The organism is Blautia sp. OM07-19 (assembly GCF_003481595.1).
GTDB lineage: Bacteria > Bacillota > Clostridia > Lachnospirales > Lachnospiraceae > Blautia_A > Blautia_A intestinihominis.
In genome coordinates, this window is sequence record NZ_QULA01000006.1 from 130,944 (window position 1) to 157,523 (window position 26,580).

A 26,580-nucleotide genomic window follows, 5' to 3' on the forward strand; every position below is an offset into this window, starting at 1 on the left:
GCACAAATTGTAGGGAGATGAATACTATGAGAGGTCTTAGCCGAAAATTATATCTTGATCTTTCTGTTCCAACCGAAGAGGATCAGCGTTCAGACCAGCAGCGCATTCTGGAAGCTTTATCCGCGGAGGGCGTGAAAGAGGAGGTTCATATTCCGGTTCGCATGTTGAGACAACTATATCCATTACTTGATCGTGCAGGTTGGAAAATAACCGTTTCGATTTCCTGGAATGGAGAAAAATGGGAGCTGGTTGATATAGAAAGCGGAGATACAGCCAGACAGCATTATGGGCTGGCTGTGGATCTTGGAAGTACAACGGTAGTGGTGAGACTTTTAGATTGTAATAGTGGTGAGATATTGGGAGAAGAAAGCTGCTTTAATAAACAGATTCAGTGGGGAACCGATATTTTATCACGTATTTTTTTCTGCAAAGATGACAGGAAAAAACTGGAAGAGATACGGATTGCTACAGTTGAGTCTATTATAGAGTGCATGGATAAGCTGGATGTAAAGCATCCGGTGTCACGAAAATGTCTGTCTATGGTAGTAGCAGGCAATACCACCATGATCCACTTTCTTTTGGGAATAGATGCTTTCTGTGTCTTTTATACGCCACATGCTGTTCATGCAGACCGTCCGGGATTCCAGCCGGCAAAAGATCTGGACATTCCGCTGAATGGTTATGTATATTGTTATCCGGCGAAGTCTAATTATCTGGGTGGTGACATCATCAGTGGAATGATTGAAACGGAATTATATAAAAAGGATGGAATCAGTGTTTTCTTTGACATTGGAACCAACGGTGAACTTGTGATAGGAAATAAAGATTTTCTTCTTTGCGGCGCCGGTGCGGCGGGGCCTGCATTGGAAGGCGGTGTAGTACACACCGGGATGAGGGCAGATGCCGGAGCAGTGGACAGCGTGAGGATAAGAGGTGGAAAAATCCATGTTCATGTAATTGGTAACTCTTCAGGAAAAATTAGCCCTAAGGGTATCTGCGGTTCCGGTATTGTCGATCTGATTGCGGAACTTTTTTTAGAAGGCTGGATAGATATTCGTGGTAAGTTTTCTCCTGAAAAAACGAATCTTATTCAGAAACGAGAAGGTCAGCTTTGCATAGAATATGCTCCGGGTCTGTATTTTTATCAGAAAGATATCGACGAATTTATTCTTACCAAAGCCGCAGCACATATAATGGTTGAGATCATGCTCCGGGAATCTGGACTTGAACTGAATCAGGCAGATCGATTTTATGTAGCCGGCTCTTTTGGAAAATATGTATCTGTGGAATCAGCCATTACCATTGGGATGTATCCTGACATGGAACGGGAGAAGATGATCAATGCTGGAAATTCTTCGCTGGAAGGAGCACAGAAGCTTTTGCTGAACAAAGAACTTCTTGCAGATATTGATCAGATACTGGAAGAAATGACTTATATACAATTTGCGGAAGTGGATGATTTTCTGGAACAGATGGTAGCTGCCCAGGCCTTACCTCACACAGATTATAAAAAATATCCAACGGTCATGGAAAAATTAAAGAAAAGACAAAACATATGCTTTTATTGATCCGAGGTTGAGAAATCTGTCATGGTAAGCATATTCCAGATTTCTCAGAAAACAGAACAAAGGAGGAGACAAGATCAAAAATGAAATTTGATGTGCTGGGGTTATTAGCAGCCTGCTCATATGCATTGGACTGTGTAGAGGCAGAGCTGATTAAAGTAACAAACAATCATTCTAAACGTGTGGCATATATGGCGGTTTGTACTGCTGAAAAAAATGGGTATACAGGGTCAAAGCCTGCAGGATCTGGCAGAGTGTGCATTGCTGCACGACAGACAATGCAGTGGCACAATATATTCAGGAAGAGCTTCAAAATGACGCTTTACGTAACGGGGTGACGAAGCTGGGAAGGCATTGTACCATAGGAGAAAAAATTCTGAAAAATATACCGTTTCATAATGATGTATCTAATGTCATACTGTACCCCCCCATGAAAACGCTGATGGAAGTGAACCTTTTGGAAAACAATGGAATGAAGTACCGTTTTTTGCAAGGATTATCCATATGTGTGATACGATAGATATATTTTGCCGATCTATGAAATCAGATTCGGATGAGTGGAAAAGAACAGAAGAATTTGTAATAAAGTCAAAAGATAAATTGTTTGATTCCTTCTGCGTGGAAGTTTTTTTTAATGCTTTTTCAGATGAAAAAATTCATATGATTGATAATGAAACCCTGGATACGATGTTGTGGAAGAAAGTACCCAGAATAAAGCTGGAACTTAATTTTGCACAGATTAAAGCTATTGCAGATCTTTTTGCCCATATTGTGGACTATAAATCACCCTTTACAAGTAACCACTCAATGGGTGTTGCGGAAGGTGCGGAAAAAATATCAAGGTTCATGGGATTTGATGAGGATATCTGTCAGAAAATGTATATTGCCGGAGCTTTACATGACATAGGAAAGGTCGCAATCGGGAATGAGATTCTGGAAAAACCAGAAAAATTAACCGATGAAGAATTTAAAACGATGAAACATCATGCAGTATTATGACTGCCAGAATGGAAAGCCAGAAATAATCCATTCGGATTTGATAATATCGCTTTTCTTTCTTCATATTTTTGATGCTCTCCCCTAATAATAAAATATAGAGTACTTAAAACAAGTTCATTTAAACCATTTTACCATGTTTTGTACTTAAAATGTACTTGTATTATGAACTTATTTTGTACTTATCAAATGGAGAGGAAGCCATATGGAAAAAGATAAACATCTTGGTCTTCGGATTGATTCTGAGACGCACGGAAAATTGAAAAGTCTTGCTGAATTTGAGGGGCGTTCTATCAATGGAGAAGTGATGTATCTGATTCGTCAGGCAATTGCTCAACATGAGAAAGATCATGGCACATTAAATAAATAGAAAGATCATACATCGGGCTGGTGAGTTCCGGTGTATTTTTATGTCAATTTAAAAAGTATCAAATGATGATACTTTTATAGGAATCAGTGATACTTTACGGCAGGTATTTGAGATACCCCTGATACTTTGAACTGTTATACTGATTATGCTGGAAATAAAAGAACAGCAGGAAAACTTCATATGATTATTAGAAAAGCTCTTTCGGGTTAGCACCCCGGAGGGGCTTTTTTTGTTGCCCTGAAATTTTGATTTCCGGCCAATAAGCCACAGGTCTGCCTGATCTGGTGGCCTGAAAGGAAATCAGTACGCATGATCAGAGGCATCAGAAGGAGCCGGTCCCCTCCGCTCTTGAATTTGGAACACGAAACAGATTTCAAATTCAGGAGGAACGGACGATGTATGTAGAGCATCCATATAAATTCAATGACAAATTTTATGCAAAAGTTGATGGGAAATTTTATGAAATAACCAGAGAGGTAGCCAAGGCAATGCTTTCCGCTTACCGTAATGAAGTTTACAGAAGTAAAAAGTGGCAGCCGGAAGACCCGGAAACCATGACAAGAAAAACAAAGTGGACAGAGCTTCTGGACTGTGTTTTCAGTGAGAATACAGATGGAATCGGAGTGCAGGATTTACCGGATGAGTGCCAGCGGAGCGTAGAAGATCTGGTAATTCTGCAGGCTGAATCTGCAGAATTGCATCAGAATATCGCAAAGCTGTCAGAACATGAACAGTTTATTATCAAGTCCATCTACTTTGATGGTATGAAGCAGGTAGAACTGGCGAAAAAACTGGGAATTTCAAAGGTTCGTATGTCTCAGAAGGTCAGTGCAATCTTAAAGAAAATGCGGAAAATGTATGAAATAGGTTAAAGAGTGAGAACGGCACTCTTAACTTTTTCATGATTTTTGTATTTAGAAATAAAATCAAAACAGATAGAAAGAGAGTGAAAATATGGCAGAAAAAAGATGTTATACGGTGAAGGATTTACAGGAAATGCTGGATGTCAGCAGATCAACGGTCTATAAGCTGTTGAGACAAAATGAGTTCCGCTGGATTCAGTTAGAAGGCGGTGGCTACCGCATTTCCAAGAAGAGTTTTGACGAGTGGTTGGATAAGGGAAATGCTTCTGTGACATCCTAAATTATTTGCGTATTGTGAGATATGATTTAAGAAAAATGAATGGGAGGAGCGTGAAACATGGCAGTGATACAAAGAGTTGGATCACCGGCAAAACCCCGAAAGTGGATGAGTGTCCACGAGATGGGGGATATGTTGGGATTAAAGAAGACAGATCGTTACTGGCTGGTTCATAAAAACTATTTTCGGACAGAAACATTGCTTGGAAAGATGAGGGTTGAAATTGCCAGTTTTGAAAAGTGGTATGCCAATCAGGACTGGTATCACAAAGTCAATGGGGAAGCACCGGGAAAAGAGTTGAGGCTCAGATCTTATTCCCCAAAAGAAATACAGGAAATGCTGGGGACGGACAACGCAACGGTATATGAGATATTGAAGAAAAACAATATTGAGACAGTTACCGTGAATGAAAGATTGCGAGTGCCGACGGATGCTTTCTGGGACTGGTATCACAGCCAGTCCAGATACCGTACACAGGAAGATCGTAAGAAAGATGCAGCTGCAGAGGCAGCCAGTCTCAGTATGCCGGAAATGGCCCGGCTGCTTGATGTTCCAAGAAGTACCGTATATGGAATCCTGAGCAGTAAAAAATATGCCCCATTGCTGGACGTCATTGTAATTGCCGGACGGAGAAGGGTGACAAGGGAGAGCTTTGAGCGATTCTTGCAGGCACAGGATACCTATGAGCTGTTTAATTTTGAATATGAAGAATTGGAGTTGGAAGAAAAACGGGAATATGAGAATTATAAGCGAAGATGTCTTGTAGAAGCAGATCACAGCCAGGAGAAAAAATGTCTGGAGTATCTGACAGTGCCGGAAGCGGCAGAACTGGCAGGAGTGGAGCCTGCAACCATAGCTTATTGGTACACCACAGGAAAAATCTCGGTCAGAAAAACAGGAAAGATTATTCGTATTCCAAGAGAAGCATTTGAACAGTGGTTATTGAAGCGGAAGGAAAAGGGGGTGGTATAGCATGGCTTCGATACAGAAGAAAAATAACAAATATTGTGTCGTATATTACTGTAAAGATACAGATGGAAAGCGGAAACAGAAGTGGGAAACGTATGATACAAAGAACGCAGCTAAAATCAGAAAAGCAGAAATTGAACTGAAAGAGAAAAAAGGCGGTATTATCGTATCGAACTGTAAGACGTTGGAGGATCTGATAAATGAGTATGTAGAACTGTATGGAAAAGATAGGTGGGCATTGTCTACCTGTGACGGGAATATGTCATTGCTGAAGAATTATATATTGCCTATCATTGGAAAAACTCCACTGACGGATATCAATACCAGATTTCTGGAGATTTACTATAAGACGCTGACAAAGACGCCATCCGTTCCAGATTTGAACGGAAATGTCAGAAGCGAGTTCGTATCTACCAGTGTAATCCGTGATGTACATAAGCTGCTGAAGAGTTGTTTTAATCAGGCTGTGAAGTGGGATATCATGGAGAAGAATCCAGCATTTAAAGCGACGGTACCAAAGCATAAATCAGAGAAACGGGTAATATGGGATGCAGAGACCTTTGCATATGCTCTGGATGTGTGTGAAAATGAGTGCCTGAAATTGTGTATGAACCTTGCCTTTGCCGGTTCTCTTCGAATAGGAGAACTACTGGGGCTTACCTGGGATTGCGTAGATATATCAGAAGAAGCGATCAAAGAAAACCGGGCGTATCTTTATGTAAATAAGGAAGTACAGAGAGTCAGCAAAAAAGCGTTAGAGGAATTAGACCAGAAAGATGTGATCGTCATATTTCCAGAGGAGCGGAAAACGAATAAGACGGTACGCATTATGAAAACACCAAAAACAGAAAGCAGCGTACCACCACTTAAAAAAGACACACCGTCTGATGTGGTAGCATTTATCTGGGCGTACATGAAAGTACCGGAGAATTCAAGAGAAAAAGTTAAGAATCTGCTTAAAGATGCAAATAAAAATGGAGTAAAATTAAGTCATCAGGCACCAACACTGTATGATGTTGTCCCAAAAGAAGAAATTGCTGAATTTGAAGAGCTTATGCGCAAAACCATAGCTGACATTGTATCAGAAGCCAGTAGCGTTGCCTATTGGGTGTATGTGCAGAAATACGTGAAACAGAAAACTCTTGACGAAATGCTGCAAGAATTGCCAGTAGCAGGCCAATCATCATTGTTATGAATACCTGGTTCGAAAGACTGATGGCGGATCAATAGAAGTTGTGATAGAATAAAGAAAACGATTTGAAGTGCAAATCGAAAGTTATAAAGGAGAAATAAAATGAGTACAAAAAAAGCAATTAGCACATCATTTGTTGCCATATTTATTTTAATAATTACACAGATTATTGCACAATCCATTGCAAGTATGTTTGTTATAATAAAAATTCCAACTGGCATTTGTAATATTATCGCTGGAATTATATATGCTGGATTGACATATCTTATTCTGAAAATGTTTATTAGCAAAATTATTAAATTGCCGACTTCGGATTTCGGAATGCCTAAATTTGCTATTAAAATAAGATGGATTTTGATAGCTGTATTATTACCATTTGTTATAAAAGGAAGTTATCTTTTAATATTCAACGGTAAGTATGTATCCTCAAATATGAATGGAAATCAGATGTTCAATACTTTAAGTGCAGGGGTTGCATTTACCGGAATAGCGGCTGGATTTGTTGAAGAAATGGTGTTTAGAGGAGTTATACTTAATGCATTAAAGAAGAGATGGAATATTAAGGTGGCTGTAATTGTTCCATCAATGTTATTTGGTATTGTACATGTTCTTGGACAGAATTTTTCAATAGGCAGTTGTTTATTAGTAATTATCGCCGGAACGATGGTAGGCGTTATGTTTTCGATGATTGCAATAGAAAGTGGTTCAGTTTGGAATAGTGGAATAGTTCATGCTATCTGGAACGTTGTGATTATTGGTGGAGGATTAGCCATTGGGGAAAAAATGGATAAATATTCTGTAATGACATATGTACTTAATTCAAAAGATTTCGCCATCACAGGTGGTGAGTTTGGAATTGAATCATCTGTTATTTCATTGTTCGGATACATAATAGTTGCTGGTATAGCATTTTTTATGATTAAATCAAGAAAAAATTGATATAATAGGTTTGAAAATATGAAGCTATAAGGTACTTGTCAAATTCCAGTTTGTATATATCTTTTAAAAGGTATATGATTAAGAAAAACGGCAGGAGGTATCTGAATGAAATCACATAAATATTGGTCTATCGGTGCACTGATTACAATGCTTGGAACTTTTTATACAGGTTATAAGGGATCAAAAGAAGGCCATAAGTACTTTGCAGCAAGTTTTTTGCTTTGCATGATTATGGCTATTTATACAGGACACAAGATGATTTCTGGTAAAAGTAGGAAGAAAAAAGAAGTTTCAGTAGAGAGTGTTGAAGATTAAAAAACAAAATATTTTAATAAATAACGCCGGTGCGGGATTTTTGATATCCAGTACTGGCGTTATTTATTCTACAGGGGCTTTGGGGTGTAGCCACCAAATATACTATTCGTTTTCTGCTTCGGCAAGTTTGTTAAGGATCCACTCCCTATTGATAACTATTTCATCATCATCGCGGAGATCCTTGAAATCATTGCAGTGTGAAGAAGCAAATTCATACATATCCGTATCTACAAATACTTTGATGAGGTGAATGAAGTACCAGTAGTCTACCATTGGAAATATAAAATGGATAACTTTGGAAAGGAAGACATTGGTCTAGCTAATTAATTTACTGTCTACTAGGTGTTCTTGGATTTGGCGTCGCTGTAGTTGGCTGTTTTCTAAAAGATAATCACTGATAACTTCTTGTTTGAAAAATTGAGAAAACGTAATATTGAACAAAAAAGAAATGCACAGTTCTTAGCTTATCGTGAACTGTGCATTTTTGTAAATAAATACTTTTAATTAGCCGATTACGGCATCCTCTGCTGTAAAATGTTCCAGAGAATTTTCTTTTACCTGAATGCAGATATAAGTAATTCCAGAAATATCGGATGCAAAAAACTGACGCTTTGCAGTAGGTGCGATTTTTAGCCAGTCTCCAGTTGAAAGGCTAATTTCTTCTCCATCAATTATGGCTTTGCCGTTACCTGAAAGAATTCCATAGATTTCTTCATTTTCTTTATGAGAATGAACAAATGGGACATTTGCTCCTGCAGGTAGTTCGTTTAAACTGATTTCTGCACCTGTTAAAGACAACTTTTCATGCAGCTCAATTCGGTTTTCCTTTCCAATAGTTGTTTTTGTGTAATTTGCCATAATAACCTCCATAGTTAATTTGTAGTTTCTGGTTGATTGGTATTAGTATAGTGTGAGACACATACAAAAACAAGTACGCACCTTTTTGTAACTGTACACTCAAAAATGAATGTGTTACAATAGACTCGGAGGTGAGAATTATGCGAGCAAAAGAAGAATTACCGGAATGCCCAGTTGCAACAGCAGTATCTCTTATCGGAGGAAAATGGAAACTGCTGATTTTGCGTAACTTAAAAGAGCGTCCATGGAGATTCAATGAGCTACAACGAAGTATAGATGGTATTTCACAAAAGGTTTTGACAGATAGTTTAAGACAAATGATGAGTGATGGGCTGGCATATCGCCACGATTACCATGAACGGCCACCGAGAGTTGAATACGGCTTAACGGAACTCGGAACAAAAATGCTTCCAATTGTTAATTCACTTGCTGACTTTGGTAACTACTATAAATCAATTATTGAACAGAATTAAGGACGTTAGTATTTGAAAAGCTTGAACAATTCCAGTTTGCAGAGCTGACAATCTATCATTTTGTCAATGTAAAATAATTACAATCAATAACGCCGGTGCGGGATTTTGATATCCAGTACCAGCGTTATTGATTCAACAGAGGCTTGGGGGTGTAGCCACCAAATATATTATTCATTTTCATTTTCAGAAAGTTTGTTAAGGATCCACTCCTGATTGATAACAATATCCTCATCATCGCGGAGATCCTTGAAATCATCGCAGTGTGAAGAAGCAAATTCATACATATTGTCAATGTCAACTGCACCAGTAATCTCACCCTTATTAATGATTACAAGAATATTTGTTCCGTCGTTGTCGACAGCAAAGCACAGTTCATCAAATTCTTTATCAGGATCATTTTTAAGAATAGAATCTGCCGCAAGTAATTTAACAAGTTCCATTATCCTGTCATCCTTACCAGCATCAAAAATCTGTATCTTTTCAACGAGCTGATTTGCAGGCGTTACAATCCGGTTTAAGTACTTTTCGGTACGAAAATCAGCCATAGCATGTTCTCCATAAAACAAATCATATGTTTCGGCCACTTCTGATTCAGAAACCAGATAAATCATGATAAGATCTTCCATCTGGTGATAGAGTGTAGAGTAGTTTAAACGAAAGGTCTCTCCACAGCTTGGACAGGTATAAAGGAAGCATCTCGAATCTGAAGCCGAGGAAAGCATTCTCTCTCAAATGTTTACTGCCCGGAAATGTTGTCGCTGATCTGAATATAAAACTTCTCGTTGCTTCTCTGAGCAACAAAGTCGATTTCCTTTTGATAGAGCTTGCTGACATAAACATTATATGAAAATAGATTATACGCTCTGTTTTTTGCAATATTTTATCTTGCGAATTTATCATTGTAACGAATATGCATATCTTCCCAATCCATGAACAATACATAAAATACTTTCCCGTATTGCGGGCTATCTACAATTCTTCCATGATCAAGAACAGAAAAATAAGTTCCGTCAGCTTTTCGAAGATGAAAGTGAATATAGTCATTTTCATTGCCGTTGTCAATCTGTTCCCAGATACTTGATTCTATCTGTTGCTGTTCATCTTCACGAATCAAGTTGCGAAAACTTTTCTCAGTAAGTCTGAACAGTTCATCTATATCTTTATATCCGGACATATGAAGAAATTCATCATTTGCAAAAAATAGTTCATCATCTTCTTTGTCAGCTCTGTATATGATGAATGCACCTGGAAGATGTTCAGAGATATCCTTGAATGCGAATCCAAGTTGTTTGCGGGCACCTGACCGAAGTCCTTCTCTGTAGACCATACATCCATTTTTTCCATGAAGTTTTATTTCATAAAGAGCGGCATCTGCGCAGCGCATGAGTTGTGAACGATTGGATGCAAATGTTGGATATTCTGCATATCCTAGAGAAATATAAAATGCATGTTCCTTACCATGGTATGAGAATGATTTAGGAAGTTTGGTGAATTTCTGCAGCTGTATAGCTGCTTCTGCAAAGGTACAATTTGGTAAAAGAATGCAGAATTCGTCACCACCATTTCTTCCAAGTAATGCATCGGATGGGAAAAAAGTCTTCATGCTGTCTGCAAGATTCTTTAGTGCCCTGTCTCCGTAATTATGTCCATAGATATCATTAATAAACTTGAAATCATCGATATCAAGGAGCGCAGCCACAAAATGTGTTTTTGGATTTTTTTGAATCATTTTTTCTGCAAATTCATCAAATCCATAGCGGTTATAAATATTTGTAAGAGAATCTGTGCGCGCCAGTATCTGAAACTTTTCCTTATGTTCTTTTGCTACTAACCATACTCTGGTAAGAACTGACAGGAGAAGGCTTATTGTAAGAAAAATTCCGATGATGATTATCAGTAATGTGGCATTTCTCCATCCACTTTTAGGAGTTACTTCAAATTTCCAGTTTTCGTCTCCTATTGTAAATATATAAGAAACAGGACGATTTATTTGCCCATCTGATTGATAAACCACTTTATAAGTATCACTCCATGGAGCGTCTGTTTTTGAAATTTTGTATTCGTATCCAAAATTTGAAAGTGCACTGATTGAATCTGAAAAAATATCCGGAACACGCAGGATAACAATAGTAAATCCCCAGAAATACTCATGTCCGTTTTTATCTTTCAGGTATACGGGATTGCGGACTGCAATTCCATATCCTCCCTGTTTTAATTTGAAGGGGCCCTGCGTAATGATTGTATGGTTGTCTCTTGCGTAACAGGAAATTTTTCCGCGGTCTTTATCATGGATCAAATCAATCTTACCTGCCTCATTTTCATTAGCCGGATAAATATCTGTAACAACACCATTAGGAGCGAGCTGTACACTTTCAATAGAATCAGACATAAGATTTCCTGCAATTGTTTCAAACTGATGGATTTCGCCATCTTCACTTATTAAGATTTGCTTCAAGGTATCTGTGATCTCAATTCCATTTGTAATTTCATTCTTTATTTGTTCGCCATAGGTGGCTACGTTTAATTGTGCTGTTATGTGTCTCTGCTCTTTTTCGTGGGTGTCTGTTTTGTATACAATCAAACTAATAAGGCATATGCCCAGTAAAAAAGTGATAAGAGGCACAAGTGTTTGTTTTTTCACTTGGTTCACCTCGTTTTGTCCATGGGAATTTTTATAATAAAGCATTATAGCACAGAAGTCGAAAAACAGAATAGGTTTTATGAAAAAAACGAACTGTGCATAATCCATATGAAGTCAAATTTGAGAGAAATTATTCACTATATTGACGAGTCAACACTTGAAAAAGCGAAGAACGAAAAAGTTCAAAAGCAAGAGTCTCTCTCAAAGGTGTCAAAAGACGTAGAGGAGTCTGTTGATAAGATGATCTCCAATCGTATGAGCAAAGCATATTCTGAATGGAAATCAAATCAAGATACACGGCCATATAATGAAAATATAGAGAAGGAATACCAGAAGCTTTTGGAAACACTGTCTCCGGAACAAGAGGAAGTGCTTACGAAGTATTGCGATGAAATATTTGCCAGCGGAGCAGAGACAGAAGAGTTTTTCTATCGCCTGGGTATAAAGGATGGACTGAGATTAAAAAGTACGGTAAAATCTGTATTAGAAATGATGTCGTGAAAACGAAGTATACTTTAGAACTACTAGTTCTGGAAAATCCGTTGGTTGTGCGGATTTATGCACTGCTATTTGATGTAAACTGATAACATCAGAATTAGATAAAAGAGATAAAGGAGATAAAGGAGAAGAGATATGTGACTGCCGGATTTTTTTTATTCAAAGACTTTTAAAATCATAGCGACAGTAATCATTAGTGTTGAGCTGATAATCATAATTACATTGAAGGTAGTGGATCTTTACTGTGATGAACCGGGATGCTGGAACAAAAAAGATTGGGGAACAAACTATTGCATGGAGCATATTAACAGTATTTATGAAGAGGCGATGAAAAGAGAAAGAGCATATGAAAATTCTCAAAGAAAAAACAGTACGAGTAACAGCTATTCCAGTAAATCCCAAAGAAGTTATTCTTCTGGAAAAAAGAGTACTCCATCGCGTTCATACAATACATACAGCAATTCTTATGATGTTTATAATTATGATGATCCGGATGATTTCGCCGATGACTGGGCTGAGGAATTCGGTGGAGGAAATTATGATGGCGGATATGATGATGCGTATGATTACTGGGAGGAGAACTACGGGAAATAATAATACAAGGAAATTGTGGAGGTGAACTTGTGAAGGAAAGTATATATCAAACTCCTTGTGGAACGATTCATTATTGGTTAAGTATTCTGAGTTTGGATACAACGACGCTTGTATTTCTTCCGGGGTTGACTGCTGACCATAGACTGTTTGATAAACAGGTTGAGTATTTCGTGGAAAAATATAATATTATTGTATGGGATGCACCGGCTCATGCCTCTTCCTGGCCGTTTCGGTTTGAATTTGATCTGTTTGATAAGGCAAAATGGCTGAATGGGATTCTTGAAAAAGAAGAAATCATAAAACCAATTATAATCGGTCAATCAATGGGAGGATATGTGGGACAGGCTTATGCACAATTGTATCCTGACCGGCTGGCAGGTTTTATTTCCATTGATTCAGCACCGCTCCAGAGAAACTATGTGACAGCAGTGGAGATCTGGCTTCTGAAAAGAATGGAACCAGTATATGCACATTACCCATGGAAGTTGCTTTTGAAATCCGGAACTGAGGGAGTTGCAGCTTCTAATTATGGCAGAAATCTGATGAAGGAAATGATGCTAGTCTATGATGGTGATCAGCATCGTTATGCCCAAATTGCCGGGCATGGGTTTCGTATTCTGGCAGAGGCAATGGAAAAGGATCTGCCATATGAAATCAAATCTCCTTCCCTGTTGATATGTGGTACAAAGGATCATGCCGGCTCATGCATAAGGTATAACAGAGAATGGCATCGAAAAACGAAAATTCCTTTAAAGTGGATTGAAGGGGCCGGTCATAATTCTAATACAGATAAACCGGAGATGATAAATAGTTTAATAGAAGAATTCCTTTCAAACATATAAAGACTATTGAAAACAATTGGTCAACCGTTATAAAAGGACAATAAACAAATCGGAAGTTGGAGGAAAGATTATGGAAATCAGAAAGTATATGGAAAAAGACATTTCTGCAATGGTTTATATCTGGAATAAAGTTGTGGAAGATGGTGAGGCTTTTCCACAAGAAGATTTTTTGAATGATAAAACGGGTGCTGACTTTTTTGCAGCACAGACATATTGTGGTGTTGCAGATGACAACGGAAAAATCGTGGGGCTCTATATCCTGCATCCAAACAATATCGGTCGCTGCGGGCATATTGCAAATGCGAGTTACGCTGTTGCTACAGATTACCGCGGCGAGCATATCGGTGAAAAATTAGTAACTGATTGTCTTACACAAGCAAAGCAGCATGGCTTTGGAATTTTGCAATTCAATGCTGTAGTGGAAAACAATCTTCATGCGCGTCATTTGTACGAACGACTGGGGTTTGCGAAGATTGGAGTGGTACCGAAAGGTTTTCGTATGAAAGATGGAACCTATCAAAATATCTGTCTGTATTATTATGAACTGTAAAGCAGGCCGATAACTTCAAGTTTATAGGACTAAATTATAGAAAATTTATTATTGAATTCGTTTTAACTGTTGGCATTTTTTTGTATTTTCAGAAGGGAAAGCAAACATGGAGAATGAATTAATTTTGTTTGAAACTGCCGATAAAGAAATAAAGTTAACTGTGCCTATAAAAAATAATACTGTATGGCTTAATAGAAAACAGTTAGCCGAATTGTTTGGAAGAGATGTAAAGACAATTGGGAAACATATTAATAATGCATTAAAAGAAGAGTTGGATAATTCAGTTGTCGCAAATTTTGCGACAACTGCTTCAGATGGAAAAGTGTATCAAGTTGAACATTATAATTTAGATATGATTATTTCTATAGGCTATAGAGTGAAATCTAATCGAGGAGTAGAATTTAGAAAATGGGTTAATAGTGTTCTAAAACAGTATATCATACAGGGGTATGCAATCAATGAAAAAAGATTAGAAGCTTTACAACGAACAATAAATATCCAAACAAAAATGCTTGCATGCACTTTGGAAGTAGATGAAGCAGAGGTGTTGAAAGCTGTTAGCTTATATACAAATGCTTTGATGTTGTTAGATCAGTATGATCATCAATCACTTAAAAAGCCTACTGGAAGCAAGGCTATCTATAGAATTACATATGAAGATTGCCGAAATATGGTGAATGCAATGGAAGATTCATTTCACTCGGATGTCTTTGGGATTGAGAAAGAAAAGGGAAAAGTTGAAGGTATTCTTGCAGCAGTTTATCAAAATGTTTTTGGAGGAGATGTTTATCCTTCCTTAGAAGAGAAAGCAGCCAATCTTTTGTATTTTATGATAAAAGATCATCCTTATGCTGATGGATGCAAGAGAATTGCTGCATCGTTATTTTTGGAATTTTTGGCTCGAAATAATATACTTTACAAAGCTGATCAAAAAAGGGTAAGTGATGGTGCATTAGTAGCAATAACATTAATGATTGCAGAGTCAGATCCAAAGGAGAAAGATATTATGGTTAATTTGGTGATGAATTTGCTAATAATGTAAATTTGATTTCGAATCGGAATTGACCGAACTCTTTGAGCGAGGGATACTTCTTGTCCGAAGGGCAAGAAGGTGGAGTTGAAAAAGATTATAACAATCGAGATTTGGAGGGATAATGAGATGAATATAAAAGATTTTAAGTGGACGAGAGAACCTGATGATTACACGCTGACAGATGACAAAATTGAGATTATTACACAGCCTGGAACTGATTTGTGGCAAAGAACTTACTATCATTTCCGCAATGATAATGCTCCGGTTCTGCAGATAGAAACAGAGGAAAAGTTTTTTTCATTTATAGTGAAAACTGATTTTAAGGAAAGCCATCATCGCTTTGATCAGTGCGGTGTGGTTATGTATCTTGACAGTGAGAATTGGTTGAAAGGTTCTATAGAATATGAGAATGACTATTTTCAGCACCTGGGAAGTGTTGTGACAAACAATGGATATTCAGATTGGGCAACTACGGAAATTGATGCAGAGATTAAATCTATGTGGTATCGTCTCAGTAGACGTGAAGATGATTATTGCATTGAATGTTCTGAGGATGGAATACGGTTTAAGCAAATGAGGATTTGCCATATGTGGGCTGGTGCAGGAAAAATCAAATTTGGAATTTATGCATGCAGTCCGGAAGATTCATCGTTTAAAGCGGTATTTACAAATATGAAATTGACGGAGTGTCAATGGAAAGCCCACGATGGTCAAAAGCCGGATGAGATGTAGCGGACTGTATTTGATATAAAAAACCAATATGAAAATAGGAAAGTACATATCAAACTCCTTGCGGAACAATTCACTATTGGTCAAATAATCTGAGTTTGGATACAACGACGCTTGTATTTTTACCAGGTCTATGCACATTATCCATGGAAGTGGCTTTTGAAATCCGGAACTGAGGGAGTTGCAACTTCTAATTATGGCAGAAACCTGATGAAGGAAATGATGCTGGTCTATGATGGTAATCAGCATCGTTATGCTCAAATTGCCGGGCATGGATTTCGTATTCTGGCAGAGGCAATGGAAAAGGATCTGCCATATGAAATCAGATGTCCTTCCCTGTTGATATGTGGTACAAAGGATCATGCCGGTTCATGCATGAGGTATAACAGAGAATGGCAGCGAAAAACGGAAATTCCTTTAAAGTGGATTGAAGGGGCCGGTCATAATTCTAATACAGATAAACTGGAGATGATCAATAGTTTACTAGAAGAGTTTTTTTCGAATATTTTATGAGAGGCAACCTAAAGTTATTTGAATTGAAAAGTGGGAGAGGAGAAAAACTAATGAAAAATATACTGATTATTTCAAGCTCACCAAGAAAAAAAGGAAATTCACAAATCTTATGTGAGCAGTTTAAAAAAGGTGCAGAAGCAAAAGGGCATCAGGTAAAAATAGTGCGTATCATGGAGCAGAATATAGGTTTTTGCAGGGCCTGTGACGGTTGTATGAGAAATGGCGGTACCTGTGTATTAAAAGATGATATGGCTGAGATACTTAAAATGTTTCAAAAAGCAGATGTACTTGTACTGGCTACTCCGGTTTATTTTTATGGAATCAGTGCCCAGATGAAGACTTTTATTGACCGTACTTACCCAATCTGGCAGCATCTCGGTAAAAAAGAGGTTTACTATATTATATCAGCTGGCCTGGGTGAGGATATTATTGAAAGATCGCTTGGTGATCTGAATGGTTTTGTAGAGCATCTGGAAGAATACAAGATTGCAGGAAAGATATATGCAACAAACGTGATGGATGCTGGATTGGTCAAGAATCAAAGTGTTTTCCAAAAAGCCTACGATATGGGATATGCCATTTAAGCTGTTGAACAATCGAAATTGACCGAGTTCTTTAAGTGAGGAATGCCATACCTGATTATACGCAATGGGAGGTCGCGCAGGAGAAGAATACGGAGAAATATTGAAAGAAAACAAACTATGAAATGAGGTGACATTTATGATGAAAAACGAAGCGGGAGTAAGAATCGAAGAAATGCTGTGTCAGCTAGCCGATGCGACGCGCATCGACGGAGAGATCTGGCGTGCAGCGTATACTCTGGAAGACAAAATCGCGAAGAACATCCTGCGTGAGTGGATCGAGGATCTGGGGCTTGAATACAGAGAGGACGCGATCGGTAACGTGTATGGACGGCTTCCGGGGACAGAACCTGGAACCATACTGACGGGATCCCACCTGGATACCGTAAAGAACGGTGGAAAATATGATGGCGCACTGGGCGTTGTGACCGGTGTGGCAGCGCTGGGATACCTCAAACAGTCGGGCTTCGTTCCGAAACACAGCCTGGAAGTGGGTGGTCTGATGGAGGAAGAGGGCAGTCGTTTTCCATCCGGCTGTCAGGGGAGCCGCGCAATCTGTGGCACGCTGAAAGAAGAGGATCTCGAGGAGCTCAGCCGTGATGGCGTCACACTTCGTGAAGCACTGGTATCTGCCGGGTATCAGACGGAAGCGCTGAAAAACGTGAAACGTGACGATATTCGAGCAATCGTAGAACTGCATATCGAACAGGGACCGGTGCTTGAAAGCGAGCAGAAGCAGATCGGTATTGTGGACAGTATCGTCGGTATCGTCAACTATGAGCTGACCATTCAGGGAAGCCAGAACCATGCAGGTACCACCTCGATGTCTTTACGGCACGATCCTGTGGTAGCTGCTGCGGAATTTATCACAGAGTCTACCCGTCAGATGATGGCGCAGGCTCCTTCTGCCACCCTTACCTATGGCGCGATACAGGTATTTCCTGGAATGCAGAATGTCATTGCAGATCGAGTGAATCTGCTCATCGATCTGCGCGATGGTAGCAATGAGGAACTGCTTCAAGATGTGGTTCTTCTGAAACGTGTACTGGAATCCATCGAACGCAAGGGCTTTCAGACCCGGCTTCGACAGAATGACTGGCTGGAGTCCGTACGGATGGATCCGAACGTGATTCGGGTGATCGAGCGGCACTGTGAAGAGAAACATCTCGCGTATAAGCATATGAACAGCGGCGCCGGACACGACTCGATGGTATTCGGAAAGCATTTCCCGACCGCGATGATCTTCGTGCCGAGTATCGGAGGTATCAGCCATAATCCGGCAGAAGCCACCGCTGTAGCGGATATACAGACCGGTTTTGAACTGCTTTGTGACGTGTTAAAAGAATTATCGGCTCAAACCTTTTTATCATGGTAAGTTTTATTACATTGCTAATGATAATAAAGCCTTTGTAATTATTGGCTTGTCCAATATAAGTAAAACGGCATATTTAAACAACTATGAATTAGATCGGCTGTTTGAAATAGATTGTAATAACCCCGAAGAACAATATTTTATAACTGGTTCTAAAAATTCAAATCAGAATGTATAAAAATTGAAGAGATAATCTGTATGACTGATGTGAAAATGAAACTCCATTTATGTAAAGAGCCAGACAAATTCAAATTTGCAGGGACGACAAGTGGCTCAGTATGATATAAATTGAATATTGAAATGTAAAGACTATTTACCGTAAAACAGTAAATGGTCTTTTTTGTACCTTTTGGGGAACGAGTAGAGATTTATAGCCGGAAATCTATGTTTTATCATAATCTGTGAAATAAGATAGGTTAATTCTTCAATTTACATATTTTTTAAGGTGTTCCGGCATGGTATTATGATACTTATAAAGAACCAATTATATCTGTTGGAGAGAGCGGTGAAAAGTTATGAAGTTATTGTTTAAACAAAGGCTGTTTTCATGGTTTGACAGCTATGATATCGATGATGAAGCAGGCAACACTGTTTATGTAGTAAAAGGCCAGTTGTCCTGGGGACATAAACTTGTAATTTATGATGCCTATGGAAATGAAGTAGGAATGGTTGTTCAGAAAGTACTTACTTTTCTTCCTAAATTTGAAATTTATAAAAACGGCAGTTATATCGGATGCCTGAGCAAAGAATTCTCATTCCTGACGCCACATTATAATATTGATTACAATGGATGGCATATTGATGGAACCATTATGGAATGGGACTATAGCATTCTTGATCAAAGCGGTTACTCAATTGCACGGGTTAGTAAAGAACTGTTTCATATGACTGATACATATGTTATTGATGTGCAGGATCCAGGAAATGCATTGGATGCGCTGATGTTTGTACTGGCAATCGATGCAGAAAAATGTTCCAGAAATTAAATAGTTGATCTTGTTACTGTAATTATTTGGAGGATGAAGCATGGGATTATTCAAAAAGAAAATCGTGAAAAAAACATATGACCGAGAACATATGAAACCAGTTATTCGTGCAAGCATTTGTACCGGGGAAGAAGTAGCAGGATTCAAAGACATACGGACCGGAAAAATCGAAGAAATCATGCTGATCAGATCGCCGGAGGACCTAGAAAGATTCAAAGAGATATATGGGATAACAGAGGAAATTGCAAAAGAATATTAGACATCTTCTGGGTCGTGGATGAACGCCAGGTATTCGTCTGTAAGCTTATAGGGAAAACGGAGTTATTTTATAAAGGTGATATGATGAAAATTACTTACATTAACCACAGTGGATTTTTAATTGAAACTAAAGATTGCTACTATATTTTTGACTATTATAAGGGTGAATTACCACTTCTTGACAAGAAAAAAGAAGTAATTGTTTTTTGCAGTCATTTTCATAAGGATCATTTTAATCCTGTGATTTTTGAGATCCTTGATGACATGAGCATGACATATCAGGCAATTTTGGCGAAAGATATACGCAAAAGAAAACATTTGTCAGATATGAAGATCACATATGTTTATCATGATCAGACTTATAATCTGGATAATGGCACCCAAGTCGATACATTGCTATCTAACGATAGTGGTGTAGCATTTATTGTCAAAACAAAGGAAGGCACCATTTATCATGCTGGTGACTTAAATGACTGGTATTGGGATGGTGAGCCAAAAGCTGATAACCAGAGACTTACTTCAGCATATCGTGCGGAGATCAGGAAAATCAAGGGTATGCATTTTGATGCTGCATTTGTCCCTTTAGATCCGAGACAGGGAAATCACTATGCCGACGGGATCCTGTATTTCCTTAAAAATGTAGATTGCAATGTCATTTTTCCAATGCATTACTGGAATGATGCCAATGTAATTAAGCGGTTTATTACGGAATATCCGCAATATAAATCACGTATTAAAAACACAGAATGTGCAAAAGGAGAAGAATTATGAAGTTTAGTGCGATCACAGGGCGTATCGTAGCCTCTCCAAACAAGTTTGTCAAGGAGATGTAGGTCAGTTCATCCTTGCTATGGATACCTGGTTTGAAAGATTGATGGTGGAATAATAGAGGCTGTGATAGAATGAAGAAAATGATTTGATACGCTAATCGGAATTAGGAGGCTATCGGAAATGACTGAAAGAGAAAAAATGCTAAGTGGAGAGTTGTACGATCCAACAGATAAAGAATTGGAACAATTACGCGTGAATGCACGTAAATTAGCAAGAAAATACAATTTGACAGATGAAGATGACCAAGAAGAACAAGCACAGATATTGAGGGAATTATTGACAGCAACAGAGGAACTCCCCTATTTACAGGCACCTGTTTATTTTGATTATGGATGTAATACGTTCTTTGGAAAATTCAGTTCTGCAAATTTTAATTTTACATGTTTAGATGTATGTGAAATACATATAGGCGATAATGTGATGATTGGTCCAAATGTTACATTGGCAACTCCTATGCATCCATTATTACCTGAAGAACGCAATATCAGGATGAGAGAAGATGGCAGCTTTTATAATCTTGAATATGCGAAACCAATAACTATAAAAGATAATTGCTGGCTGGCATCCAATGTGGTTGTTTGCGGTGGTGTCACCATAGGAGAAGGGTGTGTAATTGGTGCAGGGAGTGTTGTAACAAAAGATATTCCGCCGTATAGTTTGGCAGTTGGAAATCCATGCCGGGTCATTCGAAAAATAACTGAGAAAGATCGTATGCCAGATGGAATTGAAAAGAATTGAAAAATTTGCAGAGATGACAAGAGGTTCATTTTAGTAAAAAAATAAAATAATCACAATTAATAACGCCGATACAGGACTTTTTATAATCCTATACCGGCGTTTGTTGTTTACGTGAGAATGTATTTTACGCTTATTTTCCAAATGTATTGCTGGATTTAGCTGCAGCCTTTGCTGCCATGGTGTTGGTGGACTCAAACAAGGAAGTTGTCGGTGCGACCGGACACATCAGTACCCGTCCTGTTCCGCGGTAAACATTTACCAGACCCTCTCCGCTAACTGCAGATCCGACAAGTGTTTTGGTTGATCGTTCTACGGTAAATTCAAGGTTTGATGACCAGCATACGGCAAGGTTTCCATCAATTTTCAGTTCATCATTTTCCAATATGACTTCAATCAATTCATCTTCGGGAACGTTAGATTCCAGTGCAACTACACCATTTCCCTGCAAACTCAGATTAAACAGGCCTTCGCCACCTAATACGGCTGATGAAAGGTTCTTTCTGGCTACAACTTTACTTTTCACATTTGCATCACAAGCCAGGAACATGCCATCTTCAATTGTCATTCCGGCCGATCCCCACTTGCCAACATCTGCAAGAATAATGTATTTATATGTCGGTTCCAGTACCAGACAGCCTTCACCAACATATTCTGGTTTAACTGCGGTTTCTTTTGTAACCGCACCCTTGAGTGCCTTTCCAAGGAAATCTCCGATGCCTTTTACACCAGATGTGGCTTGTACATTACCACCCATCCACTGCATGGAACCAGCCTGGATAACAGCTGAATGGTCTTTATCAATATCAATAACAACCTGTCTTCTTCTGACATTCATTTTACTCATGAAATACTCATTCATTGCATTCATAGGTGAAACGCTGGCATCCTGCACATATTCAAGCACATGGAAGTTTCCGATGCTTTTTGCATATTTTCTGTTTTCATTTTGTAAATTTTCAATTCGCATATTACTACTGACTCCTTTACCTTTAATAATAATTCATAGTGTTACTCGGATATGTTTATTATAATAGAAACAACATAGATAGATATATACTTTGTATAGAGAATTATAAAGAGAGAATTCTCAAAATTTGAGAAATATAAAGATGCAATTCCTCATGGTGGATGTGTATTGTGAAAAATAAATTTGTTATAGTGACAATATCAACAAAAAAGCAGAATGTAAATGGGGTGATCAGATGGAAGCAGCACAGAGAATTCGATTAATCCGGATAATAGAAAAGATGGAGAAAAATCCGACGTTCAGTAATAAACTTGGTATAAAGAACACATCTGAATATCTAGCAGAAAAAGAACAGAAAAAATGAAAGACACATGTTAGAAGGAGTAAAAAATGTTATCGTTATTATTTACAATTTGTATAATTTGGTTTGTTGGAAAATTTTTTATATTTGGATTAAAAGCGTCCTGGGGAATTATGAAACTACTTTGTACAGTTATTTTCTTTCCGGTGATATTGATTGGTATGGTTATAGGTGGACTGATGTACATTGCTTTTCCATTATTGATTATTGGTGGCATTATAGCATTGGTGACGTCACATTCATAATGGATCAGGAGGAAGAAAACAGAAAGTATAGTCAATCAATTACAGCGTATGTAAAGGAAAAGGCAATGAGTCAGAAATGGTTCATTGCCTTTTGTTGCGTCATGGATTATTTTAATTTTTCTTTTTCGGCATTTAAGAGATCAAGATTAAGCCCCTGTTCTCCGGCGGTCTTATCTACCCAAAGATTCAAAGAGTCTATGGCTAAAGAAATTTCATCAAGTTTTTTACTGATATAAGCGAAATCTTTCATTTCATCATCGCTGATCTTACCGTCACGGGCAATCTGGATCAGACGACCAGTAAGAGGATTGATTTCATTTAAACTGGCAATTGTCTCCAAAATGATATTTGACAGATCGGTCATTTCTACTTCAGGAACATAACGATAGCCGATTTCGCATTTGTGAGAGCAATAATAATTGCAAAGCTCGGGCCTTTTATAGGCATCTGCCATTTGGAGGATATCATAAGGCGTAGGTTCTTGTGTTTCATATTCAAATTTTTCAATTTTTGAATCAGAGACAGCATCCATTTTTTCACTGGCCTCTGCTCTTGTAAGTCCTGCCGCTTCTCGGCAAAGCTGGTAAATTGTTTTGTTTTCCCTGGTGGATTGTTTACCCATGAGAATTTCCTCCCCGTATATCGCTAAACATGAGGATTATCAATATTTAAGTCCTCATGCAAGACGTGCATTTCTCGTATAGAGTTTATTATACTTGAATTATCAATTAACAACAAGCTCAATAATGAACATGAAGTCAAAAAGAGTGAAAGAGGAAATGATACCCCCAAAAAGCATTTGATAAATGGTATCGAAGTCAGAAACAGTACCGAAATGCCGAGAACCGGGAGAAAGTTCGTGACATTGTAGAAAGCTCCATGGCTATGCCAGAGATGGCCAGGTTATTAGGCGTTCCAAGATCTACCGTATATGGTCTTCTGAATCAGTCAGAGATTCTGAAAACCATTGAGTTTGATGATCGAAGACGAGTGACAAAGAAGAGTTTTTATGAATGGTATGGCAGCCAGGACGATTATCATATCGTATCGGACGAAATACCAGAGACAGTGAAGGGTGAAGATAATCGCAGGATTGAAGCTTATAGAAGAGCGGTTCTGGAACGAGATGGTCATAGCAAAAATATAGGAAATGATGTTTATCTGACAGTAAATGAGGCAGCAGTTCTGGCAGGAGTGAATCCGGCAACTGTGCACAAATGGATTAAAAAAGGAAAAGTAGAAGCAGTACAAAGCAGCAAAACGATTCGCATTCCAAGGCAGGAGTTTGAGGGTTGGCTGCAAGGCAGAGAGAAAGAGTTTGATTGTTATATGTGGTGAAATGGTAGCCAAGTTGGCTACCAATGATGATAAAAAAATCTATTCTACTGGCATCGTCCCCATCATTTAAAAAGAGTTGATAAAACTGGAAATCCACAATACAAAATGATATTTTTTTTTTCTGGATGTTTCTGTGATATACTTATACGCGGTCGTATCAGACCGGAAAGGAAATATTATGTTACAAAAATTATATGTTTTTTTCAGGAAAGAAACCGTTTTGTCAATTGCAGTGATCCTGGCGCTTCTTTCTATGTTCTGGGTCAGACCGGATAAGGCTTATTTTACTTATATCGATTTCAGGACTCTCGGGCTCCTCTTCTGTTTGATGGTAATTGTAGCTGGTTTGAAGGCTGTTGGTGTTTTTGATATACTCGCCAAAAAATTGCTGATGGGAACATCGGGAACTGTGGGTGTGATCAGGCTGTTGGTACTCTTATGTTTCTTCCTGTCAATGGTGATCACCAATGATGTGGCATTGATTACTTTTGTTCCTCTTGCACTGATCATTGTGCATAAACTGCCAAAGGAACTGGGCAATTACTGGCTTCTTAAAATAGTAGCCATGCAGACAATCGCTGCTAATCTCGGAAGCATGCTCACACCAATCGGAAATCCGCAGAACCTTTATCTATATGCCAGAGCAGGGATGTCCGCGGCAGAATTAATAACCCTGATGCTTCCCTATTCCGCCACAGCACTTATCCTTCTTCTGATATGGATACAGGTAGCCGCTGCCAAAGCACCTCACGTATGCGGTTCCGAAAAAGATAAAACTCTTTTGGGATTCTCTGACAGAAAAGAACTTAACATGGAATACCTGGCCGCTTACCTGATCTTATTTACAATCTGCCTGCTCACTGTTGCACGTATCATTCCATACCAGATTCCTCTTGTATTGGTTCTTATATATATGCTGCTAAGAAACAGGGAAAATATAAGCAGGGTGGATTACTCCCTGCTTGCCACCTTTATCGCATTATTTATTTTTATCGGCAACCTTGGAAGGATTCCGCAATTCAGCAGTTTTCTGGAAAGAATCATGGCAGGAAGGGAAACACTTACTGCTGTTCTTGCCAGTCAGATTATGAGCAATGTTCCCGCTGCGCTTCTTTTATCCGGCTTTACAGATAATTACCGGGCTTTAATTGTCGGAACCAATATTGGAGGTCTCGGCACTCTGATTGCATCCATGGCAAGCCTGATAAGTTTCAAATATATTGCAAAAGAAAACAGGAATCTGAGAGGGAAGTATTTGGGAATATTCACAGCCTCCAATATTATATTCATGATATTCATGTTAATATTGTATTTTTTTCTTAGATAAAGGTTTTCCCGGAATTACAAAAGCTATAGCAATTCTTTCTTCGCAAAAAATTCTCCGCGGCACTTTCCCATCCTGGAAGAAAAGCCGCGGAGAAATAAATATATTTTCGGTGCCAATACAAAGATCATTAATCTTTACACCACTTTACAACTTTTTCATAAAAAAATATCGTACAGGGCTTTCTGATGTATAATGAGTTTGCTCCAAAACATTACAAAGGAAAGTGACCCTGTACGAAAAAGACATTATACAACGAAAAGACTCTGACTGGTAGACTTCACAAATATTTTTTGATTTATTTTGAAACTTTTTCTGCTTCAACAGCAGATACTTTGTTTTTACTCGTTTTATCAATACTAACATTGGAATCTGGACATTCCATTCGATTTTTATATCAGCACTTTTTGTCTGGAATTACCACAAAATCCCTCAATACCTTTTACCACGCATGTTCCTATGCAAAAGTTGATTATTCCCATTTTATGAATATCACAGCTAAAGTTGCTTTGAGAATGATACCGGATTCACTGGCAACACAGCCGATATTTCTTTGTGTGGATGATACCATGGTAGCAAAGGCCGGAACTCGGTTTGAGAATGTTTCAAAACTCTTTGACCATGCCGCACATAATGATTCCAATTATCTGAATGGACACTGCTTTGTAAGTATTATGCTTTGCATACCTGTATGGAAGAATGACAGGATGAAATATATTCCGCTGTTTTTGTACTCGTTCCGGTGGAATATTGAAACAAGCTACTATGAGCAGAAAACCTTCTGGTCACTTTGCAGGTATATGGTACGAAGCTGCAAGGGTATTGAAATGCTGGTAAATCTGATCAATATCTGTTATTGTGCAATGACAAAGGCTTTAAAACAGCTGATTCGTCAGCAAGTCTATTAATTATAAAGTTGTAAACTGGTGTAATAAACAGAATCAAAAAAATTCGTCTAAAGAGAATAAGATATAAAAACAGAATATAAAGCGTAAGAGCATGTAGAATCTATCTATGTGCTCTATTTTTTATGTTTTGTGAATCAACAACTCTATCCTCACACGACTGAAGTCGCGTGCTTCCGGACGCTTTAGGCGTCAGACTAAATATCGGCGGATACGCCTGTAACTTAGGTGTGCAGTCATGCACATTTCCCGTGCCGGATACGGCAGGTTCCCACATGACAGGTAGTCCGCTGTATATCTGCCTGCGTTTATGCTACTCTTAAGTTCATTTCTGAACTGAGTTTTCTCAAGTCCGCATAAACACATGAGGTTCTACGCTTTACTGCAGGGACTTTTGCCTCCAGCAAAGACCTTTCCGTTACCGGAAGGGGTTTTAAAAGTTCTCTGATAAAATATC

General features: G+C 38.4%; 32 protein-coding genes and 1 pseudogene. 27 read left to right on the top strand and 6 right to left on the bottom strand.

What is annotated here, in order from left to right:
• Positions 1-26: 26 nt before the first annotated feature.
• From DXC01_RS06625 to DXC01_RS06665, 10 genes are all read left to right on the top strand, one after another.
• Entirely contained in the window at positions 27-1,568 is a 1,542-nt protein-coding gene (locus DXC01_RS06625; RefSeq protein WP_118698563.1) for an ASKHA domain-containing protein, read from the top strand.
• 80 nt (positions 1,569-1,648) lie between these two features.
• Positions 1,649-1,903 (top strand): hypothetical protein, encoded by a 255-nt coding sequence (locus tag DXC01_RS20530; protein ID WP_243111562.1) that lies wholly within the window; start codon positions 1,649-1,651, stop codon positions 1,901-1,903.
• Positions 1,904-2,069: 166 nt separating this feature from the next.
• A complete protein-coding gene (locus DXC01_RS20535; protein WP_243111563.1) occupies positions 2,070-2,564 on the top strand; it encodes an HD-GYP domain-containing protein in 495 nt (164 codons plus the stop codon).
• 202 nt (positions 2,565-2,766) lie between these two features.
• Positions 2,767-2,931: an Arc family DNA-binding protein gene (locus DXC01_RS06635; protein ID WP_118698564.1), complete on the top strand. Its 165-nt coding sequence runs from the start codon at positions 2,767-2,769 to the stop codon at positions 2,929-2,931.
• Positions 2,932-3,326: 395 nt separating this feature from the next.
• Complete coding sequence (locus DXC01_RS06640) at positions 3,327-3,803, top strand: sigma-70 family RNA polymerase sigma factor (RefSeq protein ID WP_118698565.1); 477 nt, start codon at positions 3,327-3,329, stop codon at positions 3,801-3,803.
• Positions 3,804-3,885: 82 nt separating this feature from the next.
• Positions 3,886-4,074, top strand: a complete 189-nt coding sequence (locus DXC01_RS06645; protein ID WP_055057014.1) for a helix-turn-helix domain-containing protein — start codon at positions 3,886-3,888, stop codon at positions 4,072-4,074.
• Between the two features lie 57 nt (positions 4,075-4,131).
• The gene (locus DXC01_RS06650) at positions 4,132-5,043 is read left to right on the top strand and encodes a helix-turn-helix domain-containing protein (RefSeq protein ID WP_118698566.1); all 912 of its coding nucleotides are present in this window, start codon (positions 4,132-4,134) and stop codon (positions 5,041-5,043) included.
• 1 nt (position 5,044) lies between these two features.
• Entirely contained in the window at positions 5,045-6,235 is a 1,191-nt protein-coding gene (locus DXC01_RS21425; RefSeq protein WP_227222882.1) for a site-specific integrase, read from the top strand.
• A 99-nt stretch (positions 6,236-6,334) separates the two neighbouring features.
• On the top strand, positions 6,335-7,171 hold the full coding sequence (locus DXC01_RS06660) for a CPBP family intramembrane glutamic endopeptidase (RefSeq protein WP_118698567.1): 837 nt from the start codon (positions 6,335-6,337) through the stop codon (positions 7,169-7,171).
• Positions 7,172-7,276: 105 nt separating this feature from the next.
• Positions 7,277-7,486 carry a DUF6219 family protein gene (locus DXC01_RS06665; RefSeq protein ID WP_118698568.1) on the top strand — a complete coding sequence of 70 codons (210 nt, stop codon included), beginning with the start codon at positions 7,277-7,279 and terminating at the stop codon, positions 7,484-7,486.
• 504 nt (positions 7,487-7,990) lie between these two features.
• Here the strand turns inward: DXC01_RS06665 and DXC01_RS06670 are convergent.
• Complete coding sequence (locus DXC01_RS06670; protein ID WP_020993869.1) at positions 7,991-8,344, bottom strand: cupin domain-containing protein; 354 nt, start codon at positions 8,342-8,344, stop codon at positions 7,991-7,993.
• Between the two features lie 140 nt (positions 8,345-8,484).
• Here DXC01_RS06670 and DXC01_RS06675 point away from each other — a divergent pair, with 140 nt between their 5' ends.
• Positions 8,485-8,817: a winged helix-turn-helix transcriptional regulator gene (locus tag DXC01_RS06675; protein ID WP_118698569.1), complete on the top strand. Its 333-nt coding sequence runs from the start codon at positions 8,485-8,487 to the stop codon at positions 8,815-8,817.
• A 167-nt stretch (positions 8,818-8,984) separates the two neighbouring features.
• Here the strand turns inward: DXC01_RS06675 and DXC01_RS06680 are convergent, their stop codons facing one another.
• The 3 genes and pseudogenes from DXC01_RS06680 to DXC01_RS06690 all read right to left on the bottom strand — a co-directional run bounded on the left by DXC01_RS06680 (position 8,985) and on the right by DXC01_RS06690 (position 11,458).
• Positions 8,985-9,539: a CpXC domain-containing protein gene (locus DXC01_RS06680; RefSeq protein ID WP_118698570.1), complete on the bottom strand. Its 555-nt coding sequence runs from the start codon at positions 9,537-9,539 to the stop codon at positions 8,985-8,987.
• 17 nt (positions 9,540-9,556) lie between these two features.
• A pseudogene (locus tag DXC01_RS21220) lies at positions 9,557-9,661 on the bottom strand (ATP-binding protein); the annotation flags it as partial.
• A gap of 36 nt (positions 9,662-9,697) precedes the next feature.
• Entirely contained in the window at positions 9,698-11,458 is a 1,761-nt protein-coding gene (locus tag DXC01_RS06690) for a diguanylate cyclase domain-containing protein (RefSeq protein ID WP_118698571.1), read from the bottom strand.
• A 120-nt stretch (positions 11,459-11,578) separates the two neighbouring features.
• Between DXC01_RS06690 and DXC01_RS20540 the strand changes: the two genes are divergently transcribed.
• The 13 genes from DXC01_RS20540 to DXC01_RS06755 all read left to right on the top strand — a co-directional run bounded on the left by DXC01_RS20540 (position 11,579) and on the right by DXC01_RS06755 (position 20,983).
• On the top strand, positions 11,579-11,959 hold the full coding sequence (locus DXC01_RS20540; protein ID WP_243111564.1) for a hypothetical protein: 381 nt from the start codon (positions 11,579-11,581) through the stop codon (positions 11,957-11,959).
• 291 nt (positions 11,960-12,250) lie between these two features.
• Positions 12,251-12,550, top strand: a complete 300-nt coding sequence (locus DXC01_RS06700) for a hypothetical protein (RefSeq protein WP_243111565.1) — start codon at positions 12,251-12,253, stop codon at positions 12,548-12,550.
• 29 nt (positions 12,551-12,579) lie between these two features.
• Positions 12,580-13,392 carry an alpha/beta fold hydrolase gene (locus tag DXC01_RS06705; protein ID WP_118698573.1) on the top strand — a complete coding sequence of 271 codons (813 nt, stop codon included), beginning with the start codon at positions 12,580-12,582 and terminating at the stop codon, positions 13,390-13,392.
• Between the two features lie 70 nt (positions 13,393-13,462).
• Positions 13,463-13,942: a GNAT family N-acetyltransferase gene (locus DXC01_RS06710; protein ID WP_118254256.1), complete on the top strand. Its 480-nt coding sequence runs from the start codon at positions 13,463-13,465 to the stop codon at positions 13,940-13,942.
• Positions 13,943-14,048: 106 nt separating this feature from the next.
• Positions 14,049-14,984, top strand: coding sequence for a RhuM family protein (gene rhuM / locus DXC01_RS06715; RefSeq protein ID WP_118698574.1), 936 nt, complete (start codon positions 14,049-14,051; stop codon positions 14,982-14,984).
• 117 nt (positions 14,985-15,101) lie between these two features.
• Positions 15,102-15,707 (top strand): DUF1349 domain-containing protein, encoded by a 606-nt coding sequence (locus tag DXC01_RS06720; protein WP_118698575.1) that lies wholly within the window; start codon positions 15,102-15,104, stop codon positions 15,705-15,707.
• A gap of 207 nt (positions 15,708-15,914) precedes the next feature.
• Entirely contained in the window at positions 15,915-16,217 is a 303-nt protein-coding gene (locus tag DXC01_RS06725) for an alpha/beta fold hydrolase (RefSeq protein WP_243111566.1), read from the top strand.
• Positions 16,218-16,267: 50 nt separating this feature from the next.
• Complete coding sequence (locus DXC01_RS06730; RefSeq protein ID WP_118698576.1) at positions 16,268-16,801, top strand: flavodoxin family protein; 534 nt, start codon at positions 16,268-16,270, stop codon at positions 16,799-16,801.
• Between the two features lie 136 nt (positions 16,802-16,937).
• Positions 16,938-18,173, top strand: a complete 1,236-nt coding sequence (locus DXC01_RS06735) for a M20 family metallo-hydrolase (RefSeq protein ID WP_118254249.1) — start codon at positions 16,938-16,940, stop codon at positions 18,171-18,173.
• A 512-nt stretch (positions 18,174-18,685) separates the two neighbouring features.
• Entirely contained in the window at positions 18,686-19,156 is a 471-nt protein-coding gene (locus tag DXC01_RS06740) for an LURP-one-related/scramblase family protein (RefSeq protein ID WP_118254246.1), read from the top strand.
• 40 nt (positions 19,157-19,196) lie between these two features.
• Complete coding sequence (locus DXC01_RS06745) at positions 19,197-19,415, top strand: aspartate dehydrogenase (protein ID WP_118698577.1); 219 nt, start codon at positions 19,197-19,199, stop codon at positions 19,413-19,415.
• A gap of 83 nt (positions 19,416-19,498) precedes the next feature.
• On the top strand, positions 19,499-20,185 hold the full coding sequence (locus tag DXC01_RS06750) for an MBL fold metallo-hydrolase (protein WP_117526569.1): 687 nt from the start codon (positions 19,499-19,501) through the stop codon (positions 20,183-20,185).
• 180 nt (positions 20,186-20,365) lie between these two features.
• Complete coding sequence (locus tag DXC01_RS06755) at positions 20,366-20,983, top strand: sugar O-acetyltransferase (protein WP_118698578.1); 618 nt, start codon at positions 20,366-20,368, stop codon at positions 20,981-20,983.
• A gap of 130 nt (positions 20,984-21,113) precedes the next feature.
• Here DXC01_RS06755 and DXC01_RS06760 read toward each other — a convergent pair whose 3' ends face one another.
• Positions 21,114-21,950: an AIM24 family protein gene (locus DXC01_RS06760; RefSeq protein WP_118698579.1), complete on the bottom strand. Its 837-nt coding sequence runs from the start codon at positions 21,948-21,950 to the stop codon at positions 21,114-21,116.
• Between the two features lie 712 nt (positions 21,951-22,662).
• Entirely contained in the window at positions 22,663-23,178 is a 516-nt protein-coding gene (locus DXC01_RS06770; RefSeq protein WP_118698580.1) for a helix-turn-helix domain-containing protein, read from the bottom strand.
• 257 nt (positions 23,179-23,435) lie between these two features.
• On the opposite strand from DXC01_RS06770, the gene DXC01_RS06775 reads away from it, so the two are divergent.
• The 3 genes from DXC01_RS06775 (at position 23,436) to DXC01_RS06785 (ending at position 26,126) form a co-directional block, all read left to right on the top strand.
• Positions 23,436-23,894 (top strand): helix-turn-helix domain-containing protein, encoded by a 459-nt coding sequence (locus DXC01_RS06775; RefSeq protein ID WP_118254232.1) that lies wholly within the window; start codon positions 23,436-23,438, stop codon positions 23,892-23,894.
• A 178-nt stretch (positions 23,895-24,072) separates the two neighbouring features.
• Positions 24,073-25,221, top strand: coding sequence for an SLC13 family permease (locus tag DXC01_RS06780; protein WP_118698581.1), 1,149 nt, complete (start codon positions 24,073-24,075; stop codon positions 25,219-25,221).
• A 404-nt stretch (positions 25,222-25,625) separates the two neighbouring features.
• Positions 25,626-26,126, top strand: coding sequence for a hypothetical protein (locus DXC01_RS06785; protein ID WP_330427634.1), 501 nt, complete (start codon positions 25,626-25,628; stop codon positions 26,124-26,126).
• The last annotated feature ends 454 nt before the right edge of the window (positions 26,127-26,580 follow it).